Annotated in this window: 21 protein-coding genes; 15 read left to right on the top strand and 6 right to left on the bottom strand. The window is 42.3% G+C overall.

Going from position 1 to position 19,068, the window contains the following annotated elements:
* The first annotated feature begins 7 nt into the window (after positions 1–7).
* The 4 genes from BBB58_RS02245 to rlmH all read left to right on the top strand — a co-directional run bounded on the left by BBB58_RS02245 (position 8) and on the right by rlmH (position 2,872).
* Complete coding sequence (locus tag BBB58_RS02245) at positions 8–799, top strand: MBL fold metallo-hydrolase (protein ID WP_074035228.1); 792 nt, start codon at positions 8–10, stop codon at positions 797–799.
* A gap of 51 nt (positions 800–850) precedes the next feature.
* Positions 851–2,110 carry a S1C family serine protease gene (locus BBB58_RS02240; protein WP_084543020.1) on the top strand — a complete coding sequence of 420 codons (1,260 nt, stop codon included), beginning with the start codon at positions 851–853 and terminating at the stop codon, positions 2,108–2,110.
* Positions 2,111–2,180: 70 nt separating this feature from the next.
* Positions 2,181–2,309 (top strand): CxxH/CxxC protein, encoded by a 129-nt coding sequence (locus BBB58_RS02235; RefSeq protein ID WP_074035226.1) that lies wholly within the window; start codon positions 2,181–2,183, stop codon positions 2,307–2,309.
* Positions 2,310–2,392: 83 nt separating this feature from the next.
* Positions 2,393–2,872 carry a 23S rRNA (pseudouridine(1915)-N(3))-methyltransferase RlmH gene (gene rlmH / locus BBB58_RS02230; protein WP_074035225.1) on the top strand — a complete coding sequence of 160 codons (480 nt, stop codon included), beginning with the start codon at positions 2,393–2,395 and terminating at the stop codon, positions 2,870–2,872.
* Positions 2,873–3,101: 229 nt separating this feature from the next.
* On the opposite strand, the gene BBB58_RS15225 is transcribed toward rlmH, so the two are convergent.
* The gene (locus BBB58_RS15225) at positions 3,102–3,875 is read right to left on the bottom strand and encodes a hypothetical protein (protein ID WP_208606700.1); all 774 of its coding nucleotides are present in this window, start codon (positions 3,873–3,875) and stop codon (positions 3,102–3,104) included.
* A 741-nt stretch (positions 3,876–4,616) separates the two neighbouring features.
* Positions 4,617–5,636, bottom strand: coding sequence for a hypothetical protein (locus BBB58_RS02220; protein ID WP_074035223.1), 1,020 nt, complete (start codon positions 5,634–5,636; stop codon positions 4,617–4,619).
* A 413-nt stretch (positions 5,637–6,049) separates the two neighbouring features.
* Here BBB58_RS02220 and BBB58_RS02215 point away from each other — a divergent pair, with 413 nt between their 5' ends.
* From BBB58_RS02215 to BBB58_RS02185, 7 genes are all read left to right on the top strand, one after another.
* Positions 6,050–6,961 carry a restriction endonuclease gene (locus BBB58_RS02215; protein WP_074037860.1) on the top strand — a complete coding sequence of 304 codons (912 nt, stop codon included), beginning with the start codon at positions 6,050–6,052 and terminating at the stop codon, positions 6,959–6,961.
* A 118-nt stretch (positions 6,962–7,079) separates the two neighbouring features.
* Positions 7,080–8,141: a PD-(D/E)XK nuclease family protein gene (locus tag BBB58_RS02210; protein ID WP_074035221.1), complete on the top strand. Its 1,062-nt coding sequence runs from the start codon at positions 7,080–7,082 to the stop codon at positions 8,139–8,141.
* A 177-nt stretch (positions 8,142–8,318) separates the two neighbouring features.
* Entirely contained in the window at positions 8,319–8,921 is a 603-nt protein-coding gene (locus BBB58_RS02205; protein ID WP_074035219.1) for a DUF4230 domain-containing protein, read from the top strand.
* Between the two features lie 287 nt (positions 8,922–9,208).
* Entirely contained in the window at positions 9,209–9,454 is a 246-nt protein-coding gene (locus BBB58_RS02200; RefSeq protein WP_074035217.1) for an acyl carrier protein, read from the top strand.
* Positions 9,451–10,857, top strand: a complete 1,407-nt coding sequence (locus BBB58_RS02195) for an AMP-binding protein (protein WP_074035215.1) — start codon at positions 9,451–9,453, stop codon at positions 10,855–10,857. The genes BBB58_RS02200 and BBB58_RS02195 overlap by 4 nt, the downstream gene beginning before the upstream one ends.
* A gap of 49 nt (positions 10,858–10,906) precedes the next feature.
* A complete protein-coding gene (locus BBB58_RS02190) occupies positions 10,907–12,358 on the top strand; it encodes an MBOAT family O-acyltransferase (RefSeq protein ID WP_074035213.1) in 1,452 nt (483 codons plus the stop codon).
* 21 nt (positions 12,359–12,379) lie between these two features.
* Positions 12,380–13,294, top strand: a complete 915-nt coding sequence (locus tag BBB58_RS02185) for a hypothetical protein (protein WP_074035212.1) — start codon at positions 12,380–12,382, stop codon at positions 13,292–13,294.
* Positions 13,295–13,306: 12 nt separating this feature from the next.
* Here the strand turns inward: BBB58_RS02185 and BBB58_RS02180 are convergent, their stop codons facing one another.
* Positions 13,307–13,561 carry a hypothetical protein gene (locus BBB58_RS02180; RefSeq protein WP_074035211.1) on the bottom strand — a complete coding sequence of 85 codons (255 nt, stop codon included), beginning with the start codon at positions 13,559–13,561 and terminating at the stop codon, positions 13,307–13,309.
* A 72-nt stretch (positions 13,562–13,633) separates the two neighbouring features.
* Between BBB58_RS02180 and BBB58_RS02175 the strand changes: the two genes are divergently transcribed.
* The 3 genes from BBB58_RS02175 (at position 13,634) to BBB58_RS02165 (ending at position 15,411) form a co-directional block, all read left to right on the top strand.
* Positions 13,634–14,110, top strand: coding sequence for a peptide-methionine (S)-S-oxide reductase (locus tag BBB58_RS02175; RefSeq protein WP_074037859.1), 477 nt, complete (start codon positions 13,634–13,636; stop codon positions 14,108–14,110).
* Between the two features lie 118 nt (positions 14,111–14,228).
* The gene (locus tag BBB58_RS02170; protein ID WP_074035210.1) at positions 14,229–14,750 is read left to right on the top strand and encodes a sigma-70 family RNA polymerase sigma factor; all 522 of its coding nucleotides are present in this window, start codon (positions 14,229–14,231) and stop codon (positions 14,748–14,750) included.
* Positions 14,740–15,411, top strand: a complete 672-nt coding sequence (locus BBB58_RS02165; RefSeq protein WP_074035209.1) for a DUF3600 domain-containing protein — start codon at positions 14,740–14,742, stop codon at positions 15,409–15,411. The genes BBB58_RS02170 and BBB58_RS02165 overlap by 11 nt, the downstream gene beginning before the upstream one ends.
* A 227-nt stretch (positions 15,412–15,638) precedes the next feature.
* Here the strand turns inward: BBB58_RS02165 and BBB58_RS02160 are convergent, their stop codons facing one another.
* Positions 15,639–15,881: a hypothetical protein gene (locus tag BBB58_RS02160; RefSeq protein WP_031424128.1), complete on the bottom strand. Its 243-nt coding sequence runs from the start codon at positions 15,879–15,881 to the stop codon at positions 15,639–15,641.
* Between the two features lie 20 nt (positions 15,882–15,901).
* Positions 15,902–16,534: an HNH endonuclease family protein gene (locus BBB58_RS02155; RefSeq protein ID WP_074035207.1), complete on the bottom strand. Its 633-nt coding sequence runs from the start codon at positions 16,532–16,534 to the stop codon at positions 15,902–15,904.
* Positions 16,535–16,814: 280 nt separating this feature from the next.
* Here BBB58_RS02155 and BBB58_RS02150 point away from each other — a divergent pair, with 280 nt between their 5' ends.
* On the top strand, positions 16,815–18,008 hold the full coding sequence (locus tag BBB58_RS02150; RefSeq protein WP_015880257.1) for a DUF4317 domain-containing protein: 1,194 nt from the start codon (positions 16,815–16,817) through the stop codon (positions 18,006–18,008).
* A 382-nt stretch (positions 18,009–18,390) separates the two neighbouring features.
* On the opposite strand, the gene BBB58_RS02145 is transcribed toward BBB58_RS02150, so the two are convergent.
* Positions 18,391–19,002, bottom strand: coding sequence for a hypothetical protein (locus BBB58_RS02145; protein ID WP_074035206.1), 612 nt, complete (start codon positions 19,000–19,002; stop codon positions 18,391–18,393).
* Positions 19,003–19,068 lie beyond the last annotated feature (66 nt).

The following is a 19,068-nucleotide window of genomic DNA, read 5'->3' as shown; positions in this document are numbered from 1 at the left end:
TGATTGCGTGACTTTACAGTATAGTGTGTTAGCGAGCGGGTCGACCGGAAACGCCCTCTATATCGAGACGGAACGGACGAAGCTGCTCGTCGATGCCGGATTGACCGGAAAAGCGATGCAACAGCGCATCGAAGCCATCGATCGGTCATTTGACGGAATCGACGCACTGCTCGTCACCCATGAGCACTCCGACCATATTAAAGGTGTCGGGATATTAGCACGTAAGTATAATTTACCGATTTATGCGAATGCGAAGACATGGGCGGCGATGGAATCACTGATTGGAAAGATTGATCCTGCCTTGAAGTTTCAAATCGAAGTCGGAGATGTGAAACAGTTCGGGGATATTGAAATCGAGACATTCAACGTAAGCCATGATGCGGCAGACCCGATGTTTTATCAGTTTGCCCATGACGGGAAACGATTAGCCCATATCACCGACACGGGTTATGTCTCGGACCGGATGAAAGGAATCATCCGTGGAGCGGACGACTTCATCTTTGAGTCGAACCATGACGTCTCGATGTTGCAGATGGGGCGTTATCCATGGAGTGTCAAACGACGAATCCTCGGCGACTATGGCCACGTCTCGAACGAGGATGCAGCCATCGCGATGAGTGAGGTCATCGGTGACCGCACGAAACGAATCTATTTGGCCCATTTAAGTAAAGACAACAACATGAAAGAGCTCGCACAGATGAGCGTCTCACAAACACTCGGCATGCGAGACGTCGACTTAGGTCGAATCAAATTGTGCGACACGGACCCGACAATCCCCACTTCACTCGTTTCTTTATAAGGAAACTTGGGAAAAGACAGTTATCACACTGTCTTGAAGGGGGGACGCGTCGTGAACGAAGAGAGACACCATGAGTATGAACCTCAAGACGTCGAACCTGAAGTACACGAAGCAACAGAAGAGAAATCGACGTATCCGTCTCGGAGCGAATGGCGACCGAAGCAAGAGGAGCACGTACGCCATAAGCCGAGACCAAATATAAAACCGTTGTTACTCGGAGGGGTTGGCGGATTCTTAGGAGCGGCTTTGTTTTTTGTCATCGTGATGCTCTGGGATTCGCCGACCTCTCGTTTTGTGACGAATGAACTGACGCGGACCGAACAGGCCGTCACCGTCACCGAATCGGACGTCACGACCGCTGTCCTTGGGGCGAAGACGTCCGTCGTCAGCATCACCAATATCCAGCGTGCGTTCACCTCGGACTCGCAATGGGAGGCGGGTGCCGGATCCGGTGTCATCTATAAAGTAGAAGGAAACACGGCCTATATCGTCACGAACTTCCATGTCATCGAAGAAGCGGACGAGGTCAACATCGCCTTTTCCGATGGTCAAATCGCATCGGCAACCATTTTAGGCGAAGACCCGCTCAACGACTTGGCTGTCGCTGAGGAAGAGTTACCAAAAAACATCGATGTGGAGCCGATTGTTCTCGGTGACTCCACCGTTCTCCAAGCTGGCGAGACCGTCATGGCCATCGGAAATCCGCTTGGTGTCTTCTCAAACTCGGTTACGCGTGGTATCGTCAGTGGTGTCGAGCGGACGGTGCCGGTCGATACGAACAGCGACGGCTTGATGGATTATAACGCGGAAGTCATTCAGACGGATGCGGCCATCAACCCGGGGAATTCGGGTGGTGCGCTCATCAACATTCGTGGAGAGCTCGTCGGAATCAATTCGATGAAAATCGCCGAGGCGAGCGTAGAAGGGGTTGGATTCTCCATTCCCGTCAACGTGGCGCTACCGGTCATTGACATGTTAGAACGCGACGGCAAGGTGACGCGGGCACAGCTCGGTGTCACGATTCAGGAAGTCATCGCTGTACCCGGAAACATCCGAGAAGAGTATGGAATCTCCTTCGACCAGGAAGACGGTGTCTTCGTCGAAGAAGTGACACCGGGTAGTCCGGCTGAAGAAGCGGGACTGCGTGTTGGAGATGTCATCACGAAAATCGGAAACCGGGAGATCAAACGATACGTCGATTTACGCGATGCGCTCTATCGTGATGCGACGGTCGGTGATACGATTACCATTGAGTATTTACGTCGCGGGGAAGCAAGAAAAACCGAGGCGACATTAACTGAAGCAACATAAAGAAGCGGCGACGCTTCTTTTTTAAGGAGGAAAAAATAAAGAAAAAAAAGTATGCAAGGAACATGTTGAAATCGCTTTAGACATCATTGTGGATGAAACAGGTGAATACCCGTTGCTAGAGGAATTATCCACAAGTGAACACGTGACATGTGAGTTCTGTGAAGCCGATGCAACATATATTGTGTCAAGCAAAAACTAATTATCAACATGTGGATTTGTGGATAACTCTGTGGATAACCCTATGGAAAAAAACAAAAAAACAGTGGAAAAAGGAAGAATTGGATGAATATTTCAATTATCACGGTCGGAAAAATGAAAGAAAAATATTTAAAACAAGGAATTGCCGAGTATACAAAGCGGCTGTCTGCCTACGCAAAAGTGCAGGAAATCGAGAACTCAGACGAAAAAGCACCCGAGCATTTGAGTGAGGCAGATATGTTACTAGTAAAACAAAAGGAAGGCGAGCGGATTTTGGCGAAGATATCCCCAGATACGCACGTCATCGCGTTGGCGATTCAAGGAAAGCAGCGGACGAGCGAAGAGTTCGCCCGTGAACTCGATCAACTCGCGACGTATGGAAAGAGTAAAATCGCCTTCGTCATCGGAGGATCGCTCGGTTTGTCGGACGATGTGATGAAGCGAGCCGATGATACGATTTCGTTCTCGAAGATGACATTCCCCCACCAACTCATGAAACTCGTGTTGTGTGAACAGATTTATCGGGCGTATCGAATCAATCGGAATGAACCGTATCATAAATAAATAAAGTAAAAAAATCTTTAACAATATCAAATTTTAAGTGAATTTGGTGTCCTACTATATTAATTAAATATTGTAAACTCGAGAGATCTTAATAAATTTTTAGATATATCTTTCATGTTTTCTCAATTCAAACTATATATTTTTATTTATGAAAATCAAAAAGACTACAGATGAAAATAATGTCTGTAGTCTTTTTAATGCGTTATGGGGTTGCAAATTATAGAAATGACTAAATAATATTAAAAGTTTTTTCATCTTCAAATATTCTATTTATAAGCTCCAATTTTTCATCTGATTCAAACATCTCGAATTCATGAATTGAAGCAATGATTATTTGATTTTCACTAAAATCACTTTTTAATATCTGAAGAGTTTCTTCAATATTAACTTTATCAAGTTCCCTACCGCTTGGCGAATCTAATACTATTGGAACTTTGTAACCTAAATAATTTTGTAACTCAGTAATATAAGCCATTTTGAAGGAGAAAACAATTTTATGTAGTACAGCTCCACTTAATGACTTTAAATCTGAAGTAAAAATATAATCTTTCTTTTGATTTATATACTGACCAACGTTCAGAAGGTCGGCGTATTTTAAAATATTTGAATGCAAGTTATTTAATACAGTGTTGTTAGCAGAAATTTTTTTTTTGATTTCAGCATTTAATAATTTCTTTTGTTTTTTTAAAGAAGATATAGTTTTTTCCAAATGTTCGAAAGGTATATTAACTTTAGAAATCAAATAATCAACTTTTTTTATTTCACTTTGAAGTGAAAATAAGTTGCTTGATTTTTTTATTTCTAATTCTAACTCTTTTATTTCTTTATTAACTTTAGAAAAATCATTTTTCAGCATTAATAGTCGAGTTTCAATATATCTTTGGTTTTCAGAAAAATGAATGATGTTATCTTTTTTTACTGGGATTTCTAGCCCAGTTTCATTATCTTTAACTATCAGGTTCATTTTTTCAACATATTCGATGAATTTGCTATTTTCGTTCAAACTTTCTTCTAAATCATTAATTTTACTTTTTTATTCTGATTTTTTAATTGCTAAAAAATTTAACTTGTTTTCTAAATTCACTGTGTAATCTGAAGAAAATATAGAGTTTGAGCTTTCTTCAGACAAATGACTTTTGTATTCAATAATATTAAGTATTTGAGTATACTTTTTTAATTCTAAGTTAATACTTTCTAACTCTATTTTTTTTTTTGTTAAGTCTCTATCAGAAAGCCCTTCTATAAAATCTTCTATTTTAAATTTCAAATTACCAATAACTGTACCTCTATTTAGTAAGGTCCATCCTTTTTTTTTATCCATATATATTGCACCAAGTAGGTTGTTGAGCACATTAGAGTTGTTTACTCCCCAAATTTGAGAAAATACTAAATTTTCATAAAANCACATTAGAGTTGTTTACTCCCCAAATTTGAGAAAATACTAAATTTTCATCATTCGGCAAAAAAAAGTTTGAAGAGGAACCATCTTTAAAACGTATAAATAAATGATTATTTTCACGCTGAATTTCCTTGATGCCATCTGCATTATCTAAAAACAAAGTTGTCTTAACTTTAGAAAAATTAATTCCTTTTGTTTGAGGGATGCTATATCCCATAGAATAGAAAATCATTCTAAGTAGAGTCGATTTTCCTGAACTGTTATTTAAACTATGAATAAGTGTTTTTTTGCCAAAGTCAACCGTCCTTTTTGAACCTTTGTAGTCTAGAATTAAAGAAACTAGTTTCATAAGCCCACCTCCTTATTGAGTCGTTTTATCACCTTAATTTTTTTGATTATTCTCCATAGAATTAATTGAGTTACAGGTTCAGACATGTCATCTAATTTCCCATAAAATATCTTTCTTGAGTAATAAAGACAATGTTTATCAATAAATTCTCTGGCGGCATTTCTTTTATTTTGATAACTTTTACTTTCAGTAAAATCTAAAAAGTGGTTACTTACTTCATTAAACAAAGTAAATTCAAGGGTCTTTTTTTCAATAAAGCCTGTATATATACTCTCGATAGCATCTTCTTCTGATACATCTAGATTAAATTCCTCGTAAAATTCATCACTAGTAGTATCGAGTGAGTATACTATTATTGGCCATGCAAAATCTTTTTTGTATATATTTATTTTTTTTGATGAATTTTGCGTAAAAAGAAGTTGATAGTGAGTAAAAATACTATTTATTTGCGGTGACTTTAAGCCTAAACTATCGAGAAGATTCTCAACACGCTGTTTAATAACACGATATCTAGTTTCATCGTCATCACCAAAAAACGGCAGGGTAGTAATTCGCAAACGATTATAATCAAATTTATCTAAAGATAAATTCTCACTAATAGAAACTTCATGAACATATTTTTCTATCTTCGCTTTAATCTTAGGTGGTAGTTCATTAAATGAATAGTCTGTAGCACCTACTCCAAAAAGCCCACCAAATTCTTTAAATACGAAAGGATTAGAAATGTTTGATCCATAATAAAGAACAGAGTAATCGGTTTTCGAAGTTGCATCAATTAATGTCTTAAGTGCATTCTTAAGATGAGAATTTGTATTAGACGAATTGTACGGCTCTAGTTGTGATTTTGCTTGAATAAAAGTCCTACGGCCGTCTTCATAAAAAAGTTCAATATCTTCTGTTGGACCTTCGACTTTAACTCTGCTCAATGACTTTAAATCTTTAGAAGCAAAATATAAGGCTAAATTACTTTGAAAGTCCCATCCAAAAGCACCGGCTTGTGCATTTCTATCTGTCATTATTATCGGACCCTTCACTTTAAAATAAGTACTATAAAAAAAGAAAAAAGGATTATAAAGTTAATTATATCCTTTTATTAAAACAAAAAAATTGAATATTTCAAAATTTTTAAATGAATTAGTGAAAGCCCTAATAATCATATGCTCTGTATAAAAAAGCAATAAAGCAGAATTCTAACTTTTTTACCTTAACCCTAACAAAAATAATTAAATTAAAGAATAGACTTAAAAACCTCATTTTGATTCGATAAGGAGAACCGTACCATAAATAACATGAAATTCAGACGGTTTTATTATCAACCGTCTATTTTTTATATCATAAAAAAATGAATGGCATGTTCTCTTCCTAACTCATGTAGTTTTATCATTCATGTTTTATAATGAACGTATCAGAATGAGAGGGTGAGATGAATATGGCTGTTCCAGGCTACCAAGAATTTATGTATCCGTTTTTACAACATTTAGAAGATGGTAAAGAACATACGTTGCAAGAACTTTATATATCACTCGCCAATTATTTTCACTTATCCGACGAGGAAATCGCAGAAAAACTTCCAAGTGGCAAGCAAACATTACTCGTGAATCGAATCGGATGGACTAGAACGTATTTAAGTAAGGCAGGATTAATTAAAGTGGTAAGAAGAGCGGTCTTCACAATTACGGATGAAGGATTGAGAGTGCTTGAAGATCCTCATGTAACAAAGATTGATCGAAAATTTTTAATGAAATATAAGAGTTTTATTGAATTCATGAGTCGCACTTCGGATGAATCAACGAAACACATCGCCCCTCCAAATGATACTCAGACGCCATTAGAGCTAATCGACTATAACTTTAATGTACTTAAAACTGAATTGCAGGAAGTGATTTTAGAAAAAATCTTAGATTGTTCTCCAGCTTTTTTTGAACGACTGATTGTAGATTTAATTGTTGCCATGGGGTATGGAGGATCAGTTAATGATGCTGGAAAGGCGATTGGGAAATCCGGAGATGAGGGAATTGATGGCATCATAAAAGAAGATGTATTGGGATTAGAAATGATTTACTTACAGGCAAAGCGATGGAAGACAGATTCAACAGTTTCGCGACCGGATATACAAGGATTCGTAGGTAGTTTAGTAGGAAAAAAAGCGTCAAAAGGTATTTTTATGACTACAGCTAAATTCTCAAAAGAAGCAAGAATGTATGCGGAATCGATAGATAAACGAGTGATTTTAATTGATGGAAAAGAATTGACCAACTTAATGTTTATATACAATGTTGGTGTGTCTATTGAAGAAATGTACACAATTAAGAAAATTGATTTAGATTTCTTTGATGAGTGATCATCTAACATATTCTTAAACCTCGAAACGTATGTACAGTAGACGATATATAGATGAGTGCTTGAATCAAACCTCAAGTACTCATTGTTTTTATACTGTGACGAAGGGAGTGAAGCAGATGGTGTCATCGTATTCGAAAATCTACAATCTATTACGTCAATCCGACTCTAATCCCTATGAAGATTACTTGACCGAAATCATCGCTCCGATTTTCGAACAACCGGATCTATTGACGGATTTTTTTAAACGGTTTGCGAATGTGAACCTTTCTGAAATTAGTCGTGTGAAGGCATATACACAAAAAACGTACAGTAAACTACATACACATGATACCGACAGTCGACCTGATCTCGTCACCACGTTTAGCGAAGGGGACACTAAACATCTCGTCTTCATTGAGAACAAGTTAGGTAGCGGCGAGGGACATCATCAATTGAAACGTTATCGAGAACATCTTGAGCAAAGTGAGGCAGAAGGATTTTCGACATATCTGTTTTATATCACCCGATACTTTGACCCAAAACATGTCGCTTCAACCTCAACCAAGTTCTTTCAATTGCAGTGGTTTCAACTCTACATATGGCTTCAGGAATACAGCAATCAGGATTTATACTACAGACAAGTACTCAAGTATATGGAGGACATTGAATTGAATAAATCAAGAACATTCCTACCTCAAGATGTATATGCGATTCAAAACTTAGGGAGAACCATTTCGATGTTGGATCAATGTTTGAATGAACGAACGACGCATACATTTACGAATTTGTTTGGAAAGCCGAAACCATGGGGGAATCGTGCGATTGAACTCCGTGAGTACAATCGATACGTCATTCAGAATGATCAGAGTGATTGGAAATATATCGGTTGTGGATTCAGTTTTGAACAAACCGATTATCCTGAAGTGTCTGTTTACATAGAGGTCCATCCAAACAGTAAGCATAAATCGGTTCTGATGGATGCGTTTAAACAATTCGCAGAAGTGAATGAGGGATGGATCTATGAAGCGCCAGAAGATCGAGATGACTGGTTTATGTTGTACACTGATGAATCATTGACGGATTTCTTAAGTGCACCAGACCATATCGATGCGATTGAGACGTTTTTCATTCAAAGATTAGAAAAATTGAATGAACTGAAACAGGGTTTGTCACAATTGAATTGGATTGTAGTCGAGTAAAACTTGATGATGCTGAGTGAGTAGATGGGTCTCAAACCATCTACTCTTTTATTTGAAAAAAACTAATTTAATTGAATAAAAATTAAATTTATGGAATTAAAGTAGGTATAATATGTATATGAAGGATTCGTTACATAATTTTAGAAGGTACTTGAATACATAAAAAGGAGATTGATTATGAAAAGAATGATTGGAAGAGTTTCATTTGTTTTACTCACGCTCATCTTGATTGGTGTCATTGCGATTGTAATGATCAAGCCGAGTGTATTTTCAACTAATCAACAAGCTGATGTATCGCTCGTCAAAGATCGACTCGTCGAATTGACGGAGTTGACAACGTTAAAATATGAATACAGCAACGTTATTGTTAGTCGAAACACGACATCCGTATCGTTAATCGGATTAAAAGACGTCAAACTAGCCGAAGCAATCAAGCTGATTGAATACTCAGGATACCTCAAAGCAGGTACGGACCTCTCTAACATGGAGGTCTCTTATAATGACACGACTGAGCAATTGAACGTCACTGTACCGCACTCTACCATTTTAGACAACGTAGCGAATACAGATGATGCGAAAGTGACAGATGTAAAAGGGACAATTTTTTCTGACTATCCCTCGCAATTGATTTTTGATGAAATCAATAAAGAAAAAGCGAAAATGGAAAAGACTAAGATTGACCAGGGTTTGTTGACAGAGGCCGATGAGCGCATTGAAGCGTTCTTGACAGAGTTTTTAAAGAATAGCGGTTATGAAACGGTGGCAATCGAGTTCAAATAATCGTTGTATCATTATGATCTGATAGGTTGAGAAGATCGTGCCAGAAGTGTACGAGGAAGAACCACTCGATCTACAACTCGAATATGTTTTATCATCTCCTGAGACCGCATCGTAATGATGTGGTCTTTTTCATGCAAAGAATCGCTCCACTCCAAGCTTTATCTCCTATGAAGAATTGAGGATTTCGAAAAATTGTGATAGAATCACAAGGCAAATGATTATCATTATCAGTCGATAAGAATAGATGGAATCGAATAAGTTTGAGTGAACGTGAAAGGATGAATATAATGAGCACGCTTGAAGCATATAACATGGCATTTCGAAATGGATTGGAACTAGAGGACGATGTGGTCCTTGAAGAGATGAAGCTCGGGGAATCAACGGAGTGGGATTCGATTGGACATATGACCCTCATCGCCGAGATCGAGGATGCGTTTGACGTCTATATCGACTCGGATGAAATGACAGAGTTCCATTCGTACCATTCTGGCATCGCGTTGCTGCAGCGCCTCGGTGTGGACATCCAGTCATGACGCTTTTTCACACACTCGAGCAGTACATGCATCGTGAGGCGGTCTATGCGGACCGCTCTTATTCCTATAGAGAGATGCTGGAAGTCGGGGACTCGATTTGTCAGGAGGTCGGCGAACGGTCGCTCGTCTTCTGCTTATGTGCCAACCGAGTCGAGTCGCTCTTCGGATACATCGGCTTTCTCCGTGGACGGGTCGTCCCGGTCTTGCTCGATGCAGATATTCCAGTAGACCAATTGCAGAAGTTGATGGAACGGTATCAACCGACGCACGTCTGGGCTCCGGAGACGAGGGAGGATTTGGCGAACTCGTTGGATGCCTTCTATGGCTATGGTGGCTACGCCTTATTTGAAACCGAAACATCGGTTCGCCACCAACTTCATGAGGAGCTGGCCCTTTTGTTGACGACATCAGGTAGTACCGGAAGTCCGAAACTTGTTCGCCTCACATACAAAAATCTGACGGCGAACGCTTCATCCATCATCGACTATCTCGACATCGATCAGACAGATAAACCGATTACGACCCTTCCGATGAACTATTCGTATGGACTCTCCATCATCAACAGTCATCTGTTGAAAGGGGCGACCCTCATCCTGACAGACCGCTCGATCGTTCAAAAGGAGTTTTGGGAGCTGTGTCGTGCCGAGCAGGCGACGACGTTTGGTGGGGTCCCGTTTCATTACGAGATGTTGAAACGATTAAAGTTTGAGACGTATGACCTCCCCAGTCTGAAGAAGTTGACGCAAGCCGGTGGCAAGTTAGATCCGAAGCTTGCGCAGCACTTCGCGACGGTATGTGCAGAGAAAAGGATTCAATTTTTCATCATGTACGGTCAGACGGAGGCGACGGCCCGGATGTCGTATTTACCGGATCAGATGCATGCGAAAAAAGAAGGAAGCATCGGAATTGCCATCCCTGGTGGATCGCTCACGTTGCGTGACGAATCCGGAAATGACATCAAAGATGCGAATGTGATAGGCGAGTTGGTATATCAAGGCGACAACGTGTCGTTTGGGTACGCGACCTCGTTAGCTGACCTTTCAAAAGGTGACGACAATCAAGGTGTCTTGCGTACGGGTGACATGGCGTATCGCGACGAGGATGGATACTTCTTTATCGTCGGTCGAATCAAGCGCATGATCAAATTGTATGGCAGTCGAATCAGCCTAGACGAAGTCGAGGCGCTCCTTCGAGAGCATGGACATGACTGCGTCTGTGCCGGCGAAGACGACCAGTTATACGTGTATACGTTACAAGATGACGTCGCACGCATTCAAAAAATCATCAAAGAACAAATCAAGGTGAAAGGTGTTCGGGTGATGCAAATTGACGAGATTCCGCGGAATGCGTTCGGGAAGATTCGTTATGCCGCATTGCCGAAGCGAGAACTTGTGACCACCTGATTGTCAGGAATCGGTACATCGTCAAGTTTCATAACATCAGGTGGTAAATATGACTTTTATTTCGATTGAATTTCTCTTATTTTTAACATTCATCGTTGGAACGTACTATGTGGTTCCACATCGATATCGGTGGGTGCTCCTTTTGTTGGCGAGCTATGTCTTTTACGTCACGTTGAGCGTTCAATTCATCCCGCTCCTGCTGATCAGTACTGCCTTTACGTACGTCATCGGGATTTTGATCGAGAAGCAAGAGAGGAAAGAACAGAAAAAACGGCTCATGTGGGTCGGTGTCTCGGTGCTCGTCTTCTTCCTCGGCTGGTTCAAATATTTTAATTTCGTCAATGATTCGCTCCGTTCGTTCGCCGCATGGAGCGGATTTGATTATGACGTCCCGTATAGAGAAGTCGTCTTACCGTTGGCGATTTCCTTTTATACGTTCCAGGCCATCAGTTATGTCGTGGACGTCTCGCGAGGGAAGCAAAAGGCGGAGCGTCATTATGGCTATTTCTCGGTCTATTTTGCCTTCTTCCCGCAACTTGTGGCGGGTCCGATCGAGCGGGCGAAAAAACTGTTGCCGCAGTTGAAGACGGAGCAACATCTCGACTATGACAACATCAGCTACGGCATCCAGCGCATCATTTGGGGTTTCTTCAAGAAGACATTGATTGCCGATCGGTTGGCCCCGATTGTTGCAAGTGTGTTCAATAGCCCGGACCCGACCGGTTCGGAGATTGTGCTCGCGACGATGTTGTTCTCGATTCAACTGTTCGCGGACTTCTCGGCATGCAGTGACATCGCCATCGGCTGTGCACGCTTACTCGGGATTCGCTTATCGGAAAACTTCAAGCAACCGCACTTCGCCGTATCGATTGCCGACTTCTGGAACCGCTGGCATATCACGCTTTCGATGTGGCTACGAGATTATATCTTCATGCCACTCGCAAAAGGAAAGAAGAAGCGCGAACAGATTTATGGTGCCATCCTTGCGACGTTTTTAGTAAGTGGCATTTGGCACGGAGCCGCATGGAACTTCGTCTTATGGGGACTCATTCATGGAATCTATCGCGTCTTCGGAGATCATACGAAACAACAACGTGAAAAAATGGCGTCATGGGTCGGATTTGACCGTGTGCCGACACTGCATCGGTGGTGGAAAATCGCCATCACGTTCCAGCTCGTCTGTTTCTCACGTGTCTTCTTCCAGTCGCACTCCATGGCGGAGGCGTTCTCGCATGCCAAACTGTACGTGACGCCTTCTTCATGGGCACCGTCAGGCATGTTGCAGGCGATTCAAATCTTCTCATTGCTCGATTTGATCATCTTCCTCGTCGTCTTTGTCGTCGTTCATCTGTTCCAACATATCGAGCGGACGAGAGGTTCGGCTTGGGATTGGATGGCACGTCAGTCTGCCGTGACGAGTGTGGCCATCAACTTGTTCTTGATTATCTCAGCGTTCTTATTTGGCGTGTCGAGCCAAGGATTTGTATACGGTGGGTTCTAAGATGGATGGAAAGGAATTAGCATGAAGCGTTTAGGAATCAAAATAGGTGTCGTATTACTCGTCATCATCGCAATCTTCATTCCCGTCAACGAGTTCGTGAAAGAGTCGTGGGAATATAATAATAACCGAGCTGTCCTTGCCTTCAAGGAAGACCCTCACCCGGTCGACATCATCAATCTCGGGACGTCCCATGCGATGTACGGGTATTCATTCAAGTCGCTTGGATTGTCGCATCTGGATTTGGCGTTACCGAGTCAGCCAATCGAATATGACTTGAAGATGTTAAAAGAATACGATGAACATCTGAAGCCAGGTGGGGTCGTGATCGTGTCGTTATCACAAATCACCTTCAGCAATTCGAACGTCGGACGGAAAGAAAATTACTATCGCGTGTTGGAACGGAAAGACTTGGAGTCGGTTAGTTGGTTCAACTACTATACGCACGAACGCTTCCCTGCATTGAACAGTGGGAGTGCCTACGCCGCCATTTCCCGGGAAATCCGAGATTTTCGCTTTGATGTGCATAAGCCATGGGAGAATGGGGGGCTGAACTATTCCGAGCGTAAGTATGAGGAAGTCGCCGCTCAATACGAGAATGCCGTGAACAATCACAAGATTGAAGAGAATATGGCATATTTACAAGACATCATCGATTATTGTAAGAAGCAAGGCTATCGCGTCGTCTTAGCGATGGAGCCTGTCCATTCATCGTATCATGCGTATTTCGACGAAGCGGTCATGGAACGCCTCGTATTTCAGCATTTAGAAAAATTGGATATCGATGTCCCATTCCTCAACTACATGGGGGACGAACGGTTCATTCACAAACAATCCTTCTTCCATAACCCGGACCATTTGAATGGGGACGGGCGAAAGTTATTGTCTACGCTTGTTTATGAAGATTTGAAGCGGTTGGGGTATGTACAAGGAAAATAATCTGATCTTCATTCAAAAAACGATGCTCGCAAAAGTCCAAAATACCGCTAGCATAGATGTATATGTAATAAGTACAGTCTTGCCTGACACTTGTTGCTTAGAGAAACGTTGGAATAATCGATTGGCAATCGTCTGACCGATGACGACAGATAGAAAGATAATCACCATTTCAGTGAATAGTGAAAAGTCGTTACGGAAAATAAACATCATTGCGACAAAGAGAATCATGGAACTGGCTAGCGTGATGAAGAAACGTTGTTTATTCAAGTGAATCTCTCCTTTCTCTCATTGATACGTGTATGCTGAAGAAAAGATTCAACGAAATGGGGGATGGTTCCAATCGAAACAATCTATTTAGCCGGAGGATGTCTATGGGGCGTCCAGGCATTCGTGAAGACGTTACCCGGCGTCCTCTCGACCGAAGCAGGTCGGGCAAATGGGACGACGGACACGTTGGATGGGGAATATGACGGATATGCGGAATGTGTCAAAACGACGTTCGATCCGGATGTGGTGACGGTCGAAAAATTGATGCACTATTTATTTGAAATCATCGACCCATACAGCATCAATCAACAAGGAATCGATGTCGGCGAGAAGTATCGGACGGGCGTCTACAGTGAGGAGTCACGACACTTGGTGGAGGCGCAAGCGTTTATTGATCGACGATCGGATGCGGAACGAATTGCTGTTGAAGTGAAGCCGCTCACGAACTATGTGCGAAGTGCGGACGAGCATCAGGACCGCCTGACGCGTTGTCCGGACGATTATTGTCATATCCCGAAAGACTTATTAACAAAATATCAGAACGGTTAATTATCAAAGGCGTCTCTTCTGAGATGCCTTTTTCATTTTTTTCCAAATGAGTAAAGCCAAATGCATGTGTTTCCTGTCTAATAAGTGTAAGGGAAAAAACGAAAAGGGGGGACGTTCGATGAAACGTCTCATTCAAAAAGCGCAACGAGGCAATGATCAAGCATTCTTAAAGATCTTTCAGCATTACGAGGCCGACCTATATCGGATGGCCTACGTATACGTCAAAAATCCGGACGATGCGCTCGATGTCGTACAAGAAGTCGCTTATCAAGCATTTAAAAAGATCGGGACGTTACGGGAACCACAATTTTTGAAGACGTGGCTGATGAAGATCACCATCAACTGTGCGCTCGATGTCATGAAGAAGAGACAAAATGTGATTCAATTGAAGCCGGAGTTTGAAGAGTCAATCGGAATTGCGGAAACGGATTACGCGATAACGATGACACTCGCTGATATGATGGATTCTCTTCATGAGGATGAACGCAGTGTGGTCGTGCTGAAATATTATCAGGACTACACGTTTCAACAAATCTCAGATTTATTGGAATGGCCGATTGGTACGGTGAAGACAACCTTGTATCGGGCCGTCGATAAATTGAGACGAGAATGGAAGGAGGCTGATTGCTATGGATCGTGAGATGAAACGGATGTTGGCGGACATTGAAATCCCAAGTGAACTGCGTGAGCGGAGTCGCAAAGGTGTGAAGCGAGCGAAACAAGAAATGCGCCGGGAACCAGGATTTATCCGTCGGCGGTTGATGACGGTCGGAATCGCAGCGGCACTACTCATCCCGACTGGTGCATTCGCTTATCAATCCCTCTTGGCGGATGAGTTATACGGTTCGTTTGACGAGATGAAAGTACATATCGTCAGCGCTACTTTAGAGAAATATTTGTTATTGGATGCCAAATTGAATCAAGCGAAAGGAGTATTGGGTGAGGCAGAATATAAAGAGTTCGAACGAGGTCTGAGCGCCTTCACGGATACGCGAATCGCTTATGGAAATACGAACGGAAATGTCGATTATGAAGCGATTCCGAAGGCGGAACGAGCGGAAGTGAAGCAGGCTCTTGCTGATCTTCAACCATACTTCGATCAATTGAACGATCAGCCTGCTGCACGTGACGTGTTGACAGCTGACGAATATGACGCGTACATCGAAGCGCTCATGCGAGAAGAGTCGATTCGAGTACGTGCTGGTGAGTACGTCGAAGACATGCCGGATGAGTTGCGACAGTCTTATGAAGAGGCAATCGCGATTATTCGAGAGGTCGATCGGAAGCAACAACAAAACTAGTCATGGTTCATAATAATGGGAAAATATGTTATCTTCATCATGTTCTAATTCAGAAAATGAAAAAGAGGTACAAACATGTTCACATTCGGAATCATTGGTGGCGCGAGTCTACTTTTAGTGGCGTTCGTCTTCGGCGTGACATATCTTGTCGTCCGATCCATTGTAAAAATGATGAAAAAGTAAAAGAAGGAGTCGGTCACTCAAATCGAGTGATGGACTCCTTCTTTTTACGTCCGTTCGAGAACATTCACGAGCATCTGATGGATGACAGTATGATCGTTCGGGTCATGAAGCTGATAGGGACTGCCGGGGAGCGTATATACATCTTTCGCTCCGACGTACGTGATGTGGAGTGTCAAGGAACCATCTTCCTGACACGCCGTCGTCAGTTCCAACTCACCACTGATGACACCGACTTCTTCCGTCATGACACCGTGGGTTGCCTTAAAGATCGAAGTGATTTCGTTCATTCGAAGACTCCTTTTCTAACTCAGTAACTGCAAGCATTGATGGCTGTCGTGAGTGCTGACTTCTCTGCGGATTGAAGGCTCAAGCCCCAACGACTCTTCGTCTCGACCCACATCTTCGCATACGCACAACGCGCCCCAGTGCGAGGTGGTTGCCATGTCGACGGGTCTTGGTCTCCTTTTGAACGGTTCGATGAAGCGGACACCGCAATCAATTGAGGACCGTTCAAGTCGTTCGCAAAGCTTTGACGTTTGGTTGTCGTCCAGCTACTTGCCCCAGAGCGCCATGCTTCAGCGAGCGGGACGACGTGGTCGATATCAATGTCAGAGGCTGAGGTGAACGTGATTCCGTCATAGTAACTGTACCATGAGCCAGTCGCAACCGGACATTCGTCGACGACCGAGTCAGCGTCTCGTTTCAAGACGATGTGACGCGTGTTACAACCGCTTCCTTGACTCGACCAGTGCGGGAAGAGGTCACGACTATACCCCGTCATCGACCCTTCATTTTTGACAGTGAGGGCATTCAGTTTCGTGAGCGCGTCCGCTTTCGATGGGATGTTCGGTGGGAAAGCAGAGACTGGTGTAGCGTCAAACGATGCGGAAATCCAGACGAGCAAGGCGACAAGTGCGACAGACATAAGTTTCTTCAACATATAAAGCCTCCTACTATGTATTTGGAATGAACACTTGTCGAGCAAGTGGGCAACCTTTCATCAAACAACTAGTGAGACAAACATCACGCGATAAATTCAACTTGATCATACACAGGACGATTTTGAAAAAGTGTGAAAATCTGCAAAATGATTAGAAAGACTATCGCAAATCCTTCTCTAGCATTAATGGACAATCCGGTGTTATTTCTTTGGAACTAGTGAGCGATCAGGACTGGTATAATGGGTGACATGGATGGAGAGAAAAGAAGAGGTGGATGGAATGAACAAGAAAGAGATTGCGGCGATTCGCCGACAGTTTAAAGTAAATGCGACAAAGCTAAAGATTGCTGACTTATATACGATTTACATCCGACAGGAAACGAATGAGATTTATTACGAAGAGTTGCGTCCGTTCCCGTTCTTAGAAGAAGAGCAGCAGGAGCTGTTTTTGACGAACTTCAAAAAAGTGCTCGGTGGAAAACTTGATGAAAAACTGTTCGAAGTGAAGTTCCAATATCCTGAGGAAGGTCAGGTCGACCATACGCAAGGCTTGCTGTATGAAGGACTTCGTACGGAAGAGACCGACGTCTGGACGGACTATATGCAACGCATCGCGTTGAAGATGGTGAAAGACACGCCGTTTGAGAAGGATATGGTCGTGACGTTCATCCGGGGGAATTATAATAAGCCGACGAATCGGTACTCGGAAGAGTCTGAGATTCACGCGAACGATGAGGTGTATACGACGAAGTTCATCCTCGGCAGCATCAGCCCGACAGAGCTTCCGAAAAAATCACTCGTCTTTGACTTCGTCGAGCGGGAGTTCAAAGCCAGTCTGATTGTGAATCCGATCATCAAACTCGAGGCGCCGATCGGTGGATTCTTATTCCCGTGCTTCACGGATAACGCAGCCGATGTGAACCATGTGCTTTATTCGGCACACAAAGCGCATCAACCGGATATGACGTTCATTGAAAACGTGTTGAACGGTTCGGAGATTGTCACGGCAGTGGAAGAGAAGGCGGTCTTCGAAGAAGTGGTCAAAGCGGTCATCGGAGAAGAAGTCAATTCCCGGACTCTCGCGACCGTTTATGATGAGATCAATCAAATCATTGTCGCCGAAGAAGAGAACGAACAGGAAGAAGAGAGAGTAGCGATGCTCGACTCCCGTGCCGTCGAGGTCGTCTTACGGGCGAGTGGTGTGGAAGATGTGACGACGGAGAAAGTCGAGCAGGCGTTCAAGCAAGTCGTCGACGATACGAAATATGAGATGAAAGCGACGAGTGTCGTTCCGAAGTATACGTCAAAATCAATCAAGATTAATACAAAGGTCGCAAATATCTCGGTCAGTCCGCAAGACTTGAAATACGTGAAGCAGGTGAACTATAAAGGGAAACCGTGCTTGTTGATTGAAGTGGAAGAGGAGACGGAGATTGAAGGGTTCAAGCTCATCTCGGAAGAGTCGTTAGACTAACTGTGGGAAAATTGTTGCATCCGTTCGAGTCGATGAGAAGAATCATGTGTCTATTTCGGGATACACAGGGGATGTTCAAGATTTTCGATTCCAGCAATGAATCCAAGACACAACTCTTGGGCTCTTTTTTGACAATCGATGTGACTTTAGCAGTGGAAGGAGGGAAAGCCCTGTACATAGCCTAAGCATCGTCGGGGATATGGTACGACCGGAGAGGATGTAGGTGATTATTTTCTAACATCCTTTACATAGATGAAGCTCAACTTACTATTCTCGGAAGGTATAAAAACCCTCTAATGTAATGAGTAACAAATAATTATAGTATTAAAAATGACTCAGTAATAATACCGGAGTCATTTTTTGAATTTATTGATCAGAATTTTTATTGGTACGCAGTGTCGATGTATTCATCTTTTCTTATGGCCTTGGCATAATAAGTTACTCTTCCAGTAGGTGTGCCATAATGATATTCGGTCGATTTAATATGTTGGAATGTAAAATCTCCTCGCACTCCTAACTTACTGTATCTACGAGCGTCTGCAGGGAAGGTAGACGATACTGAAACCGAATGAGTGAATCCGGTACTTAAAGTGAACTCTTTATATTTGTAACTACCGTTCACTGAGTAGGTTTTATTTGTAGTTAATACATGCGAGCTAACTTTTCTCCATTCAGGTGTTCCGCTATGATAACCAATCCATAGCTTTGAAGCATTCTTAGTGCTTATAACTTCAGGTTTCGTAATATATCCTCCAGTACTAAATGTTTGGTAGTTGCTAGGCGGTGAATATGATTCGTAATCTTCTTTCGATTGGAAAAACAGAATTTCTCCATTGTCTAACACTTTACTATAAGGATACTCAGATAATTCTGGGGAGATATTTTGTATAACGTCATTGAGATCTACAGTATCTATCTTTTCTGCGTTAGCAAAATCTACATTCGCTCCCCAAAACAAAAAAACGATAAAAGTCATGATAAATGTTTTTTTCATATTACCTCTCCTTGTTAATTTTTAGAGTATTTCGTGTGCGCTTCCACACCTATCTGGTAACATAAG

Source organism: Exiguobacterium profundum (assembly GCF_001909285.1).
In the GTDB taxonomy this organism is placed as follows: domain Bacteria; phylum Bacillota; class Bacilli; order Exiguobacteriales; family Exiguobacteriaceae; genus Exiguobacterium; species Exiguobacterium profundum.
The sequence above is the reverse complement of the archived record's forward strand: the minus strand, read 5'-3'. Positions and strand labels throughout refer to the sequence as shown.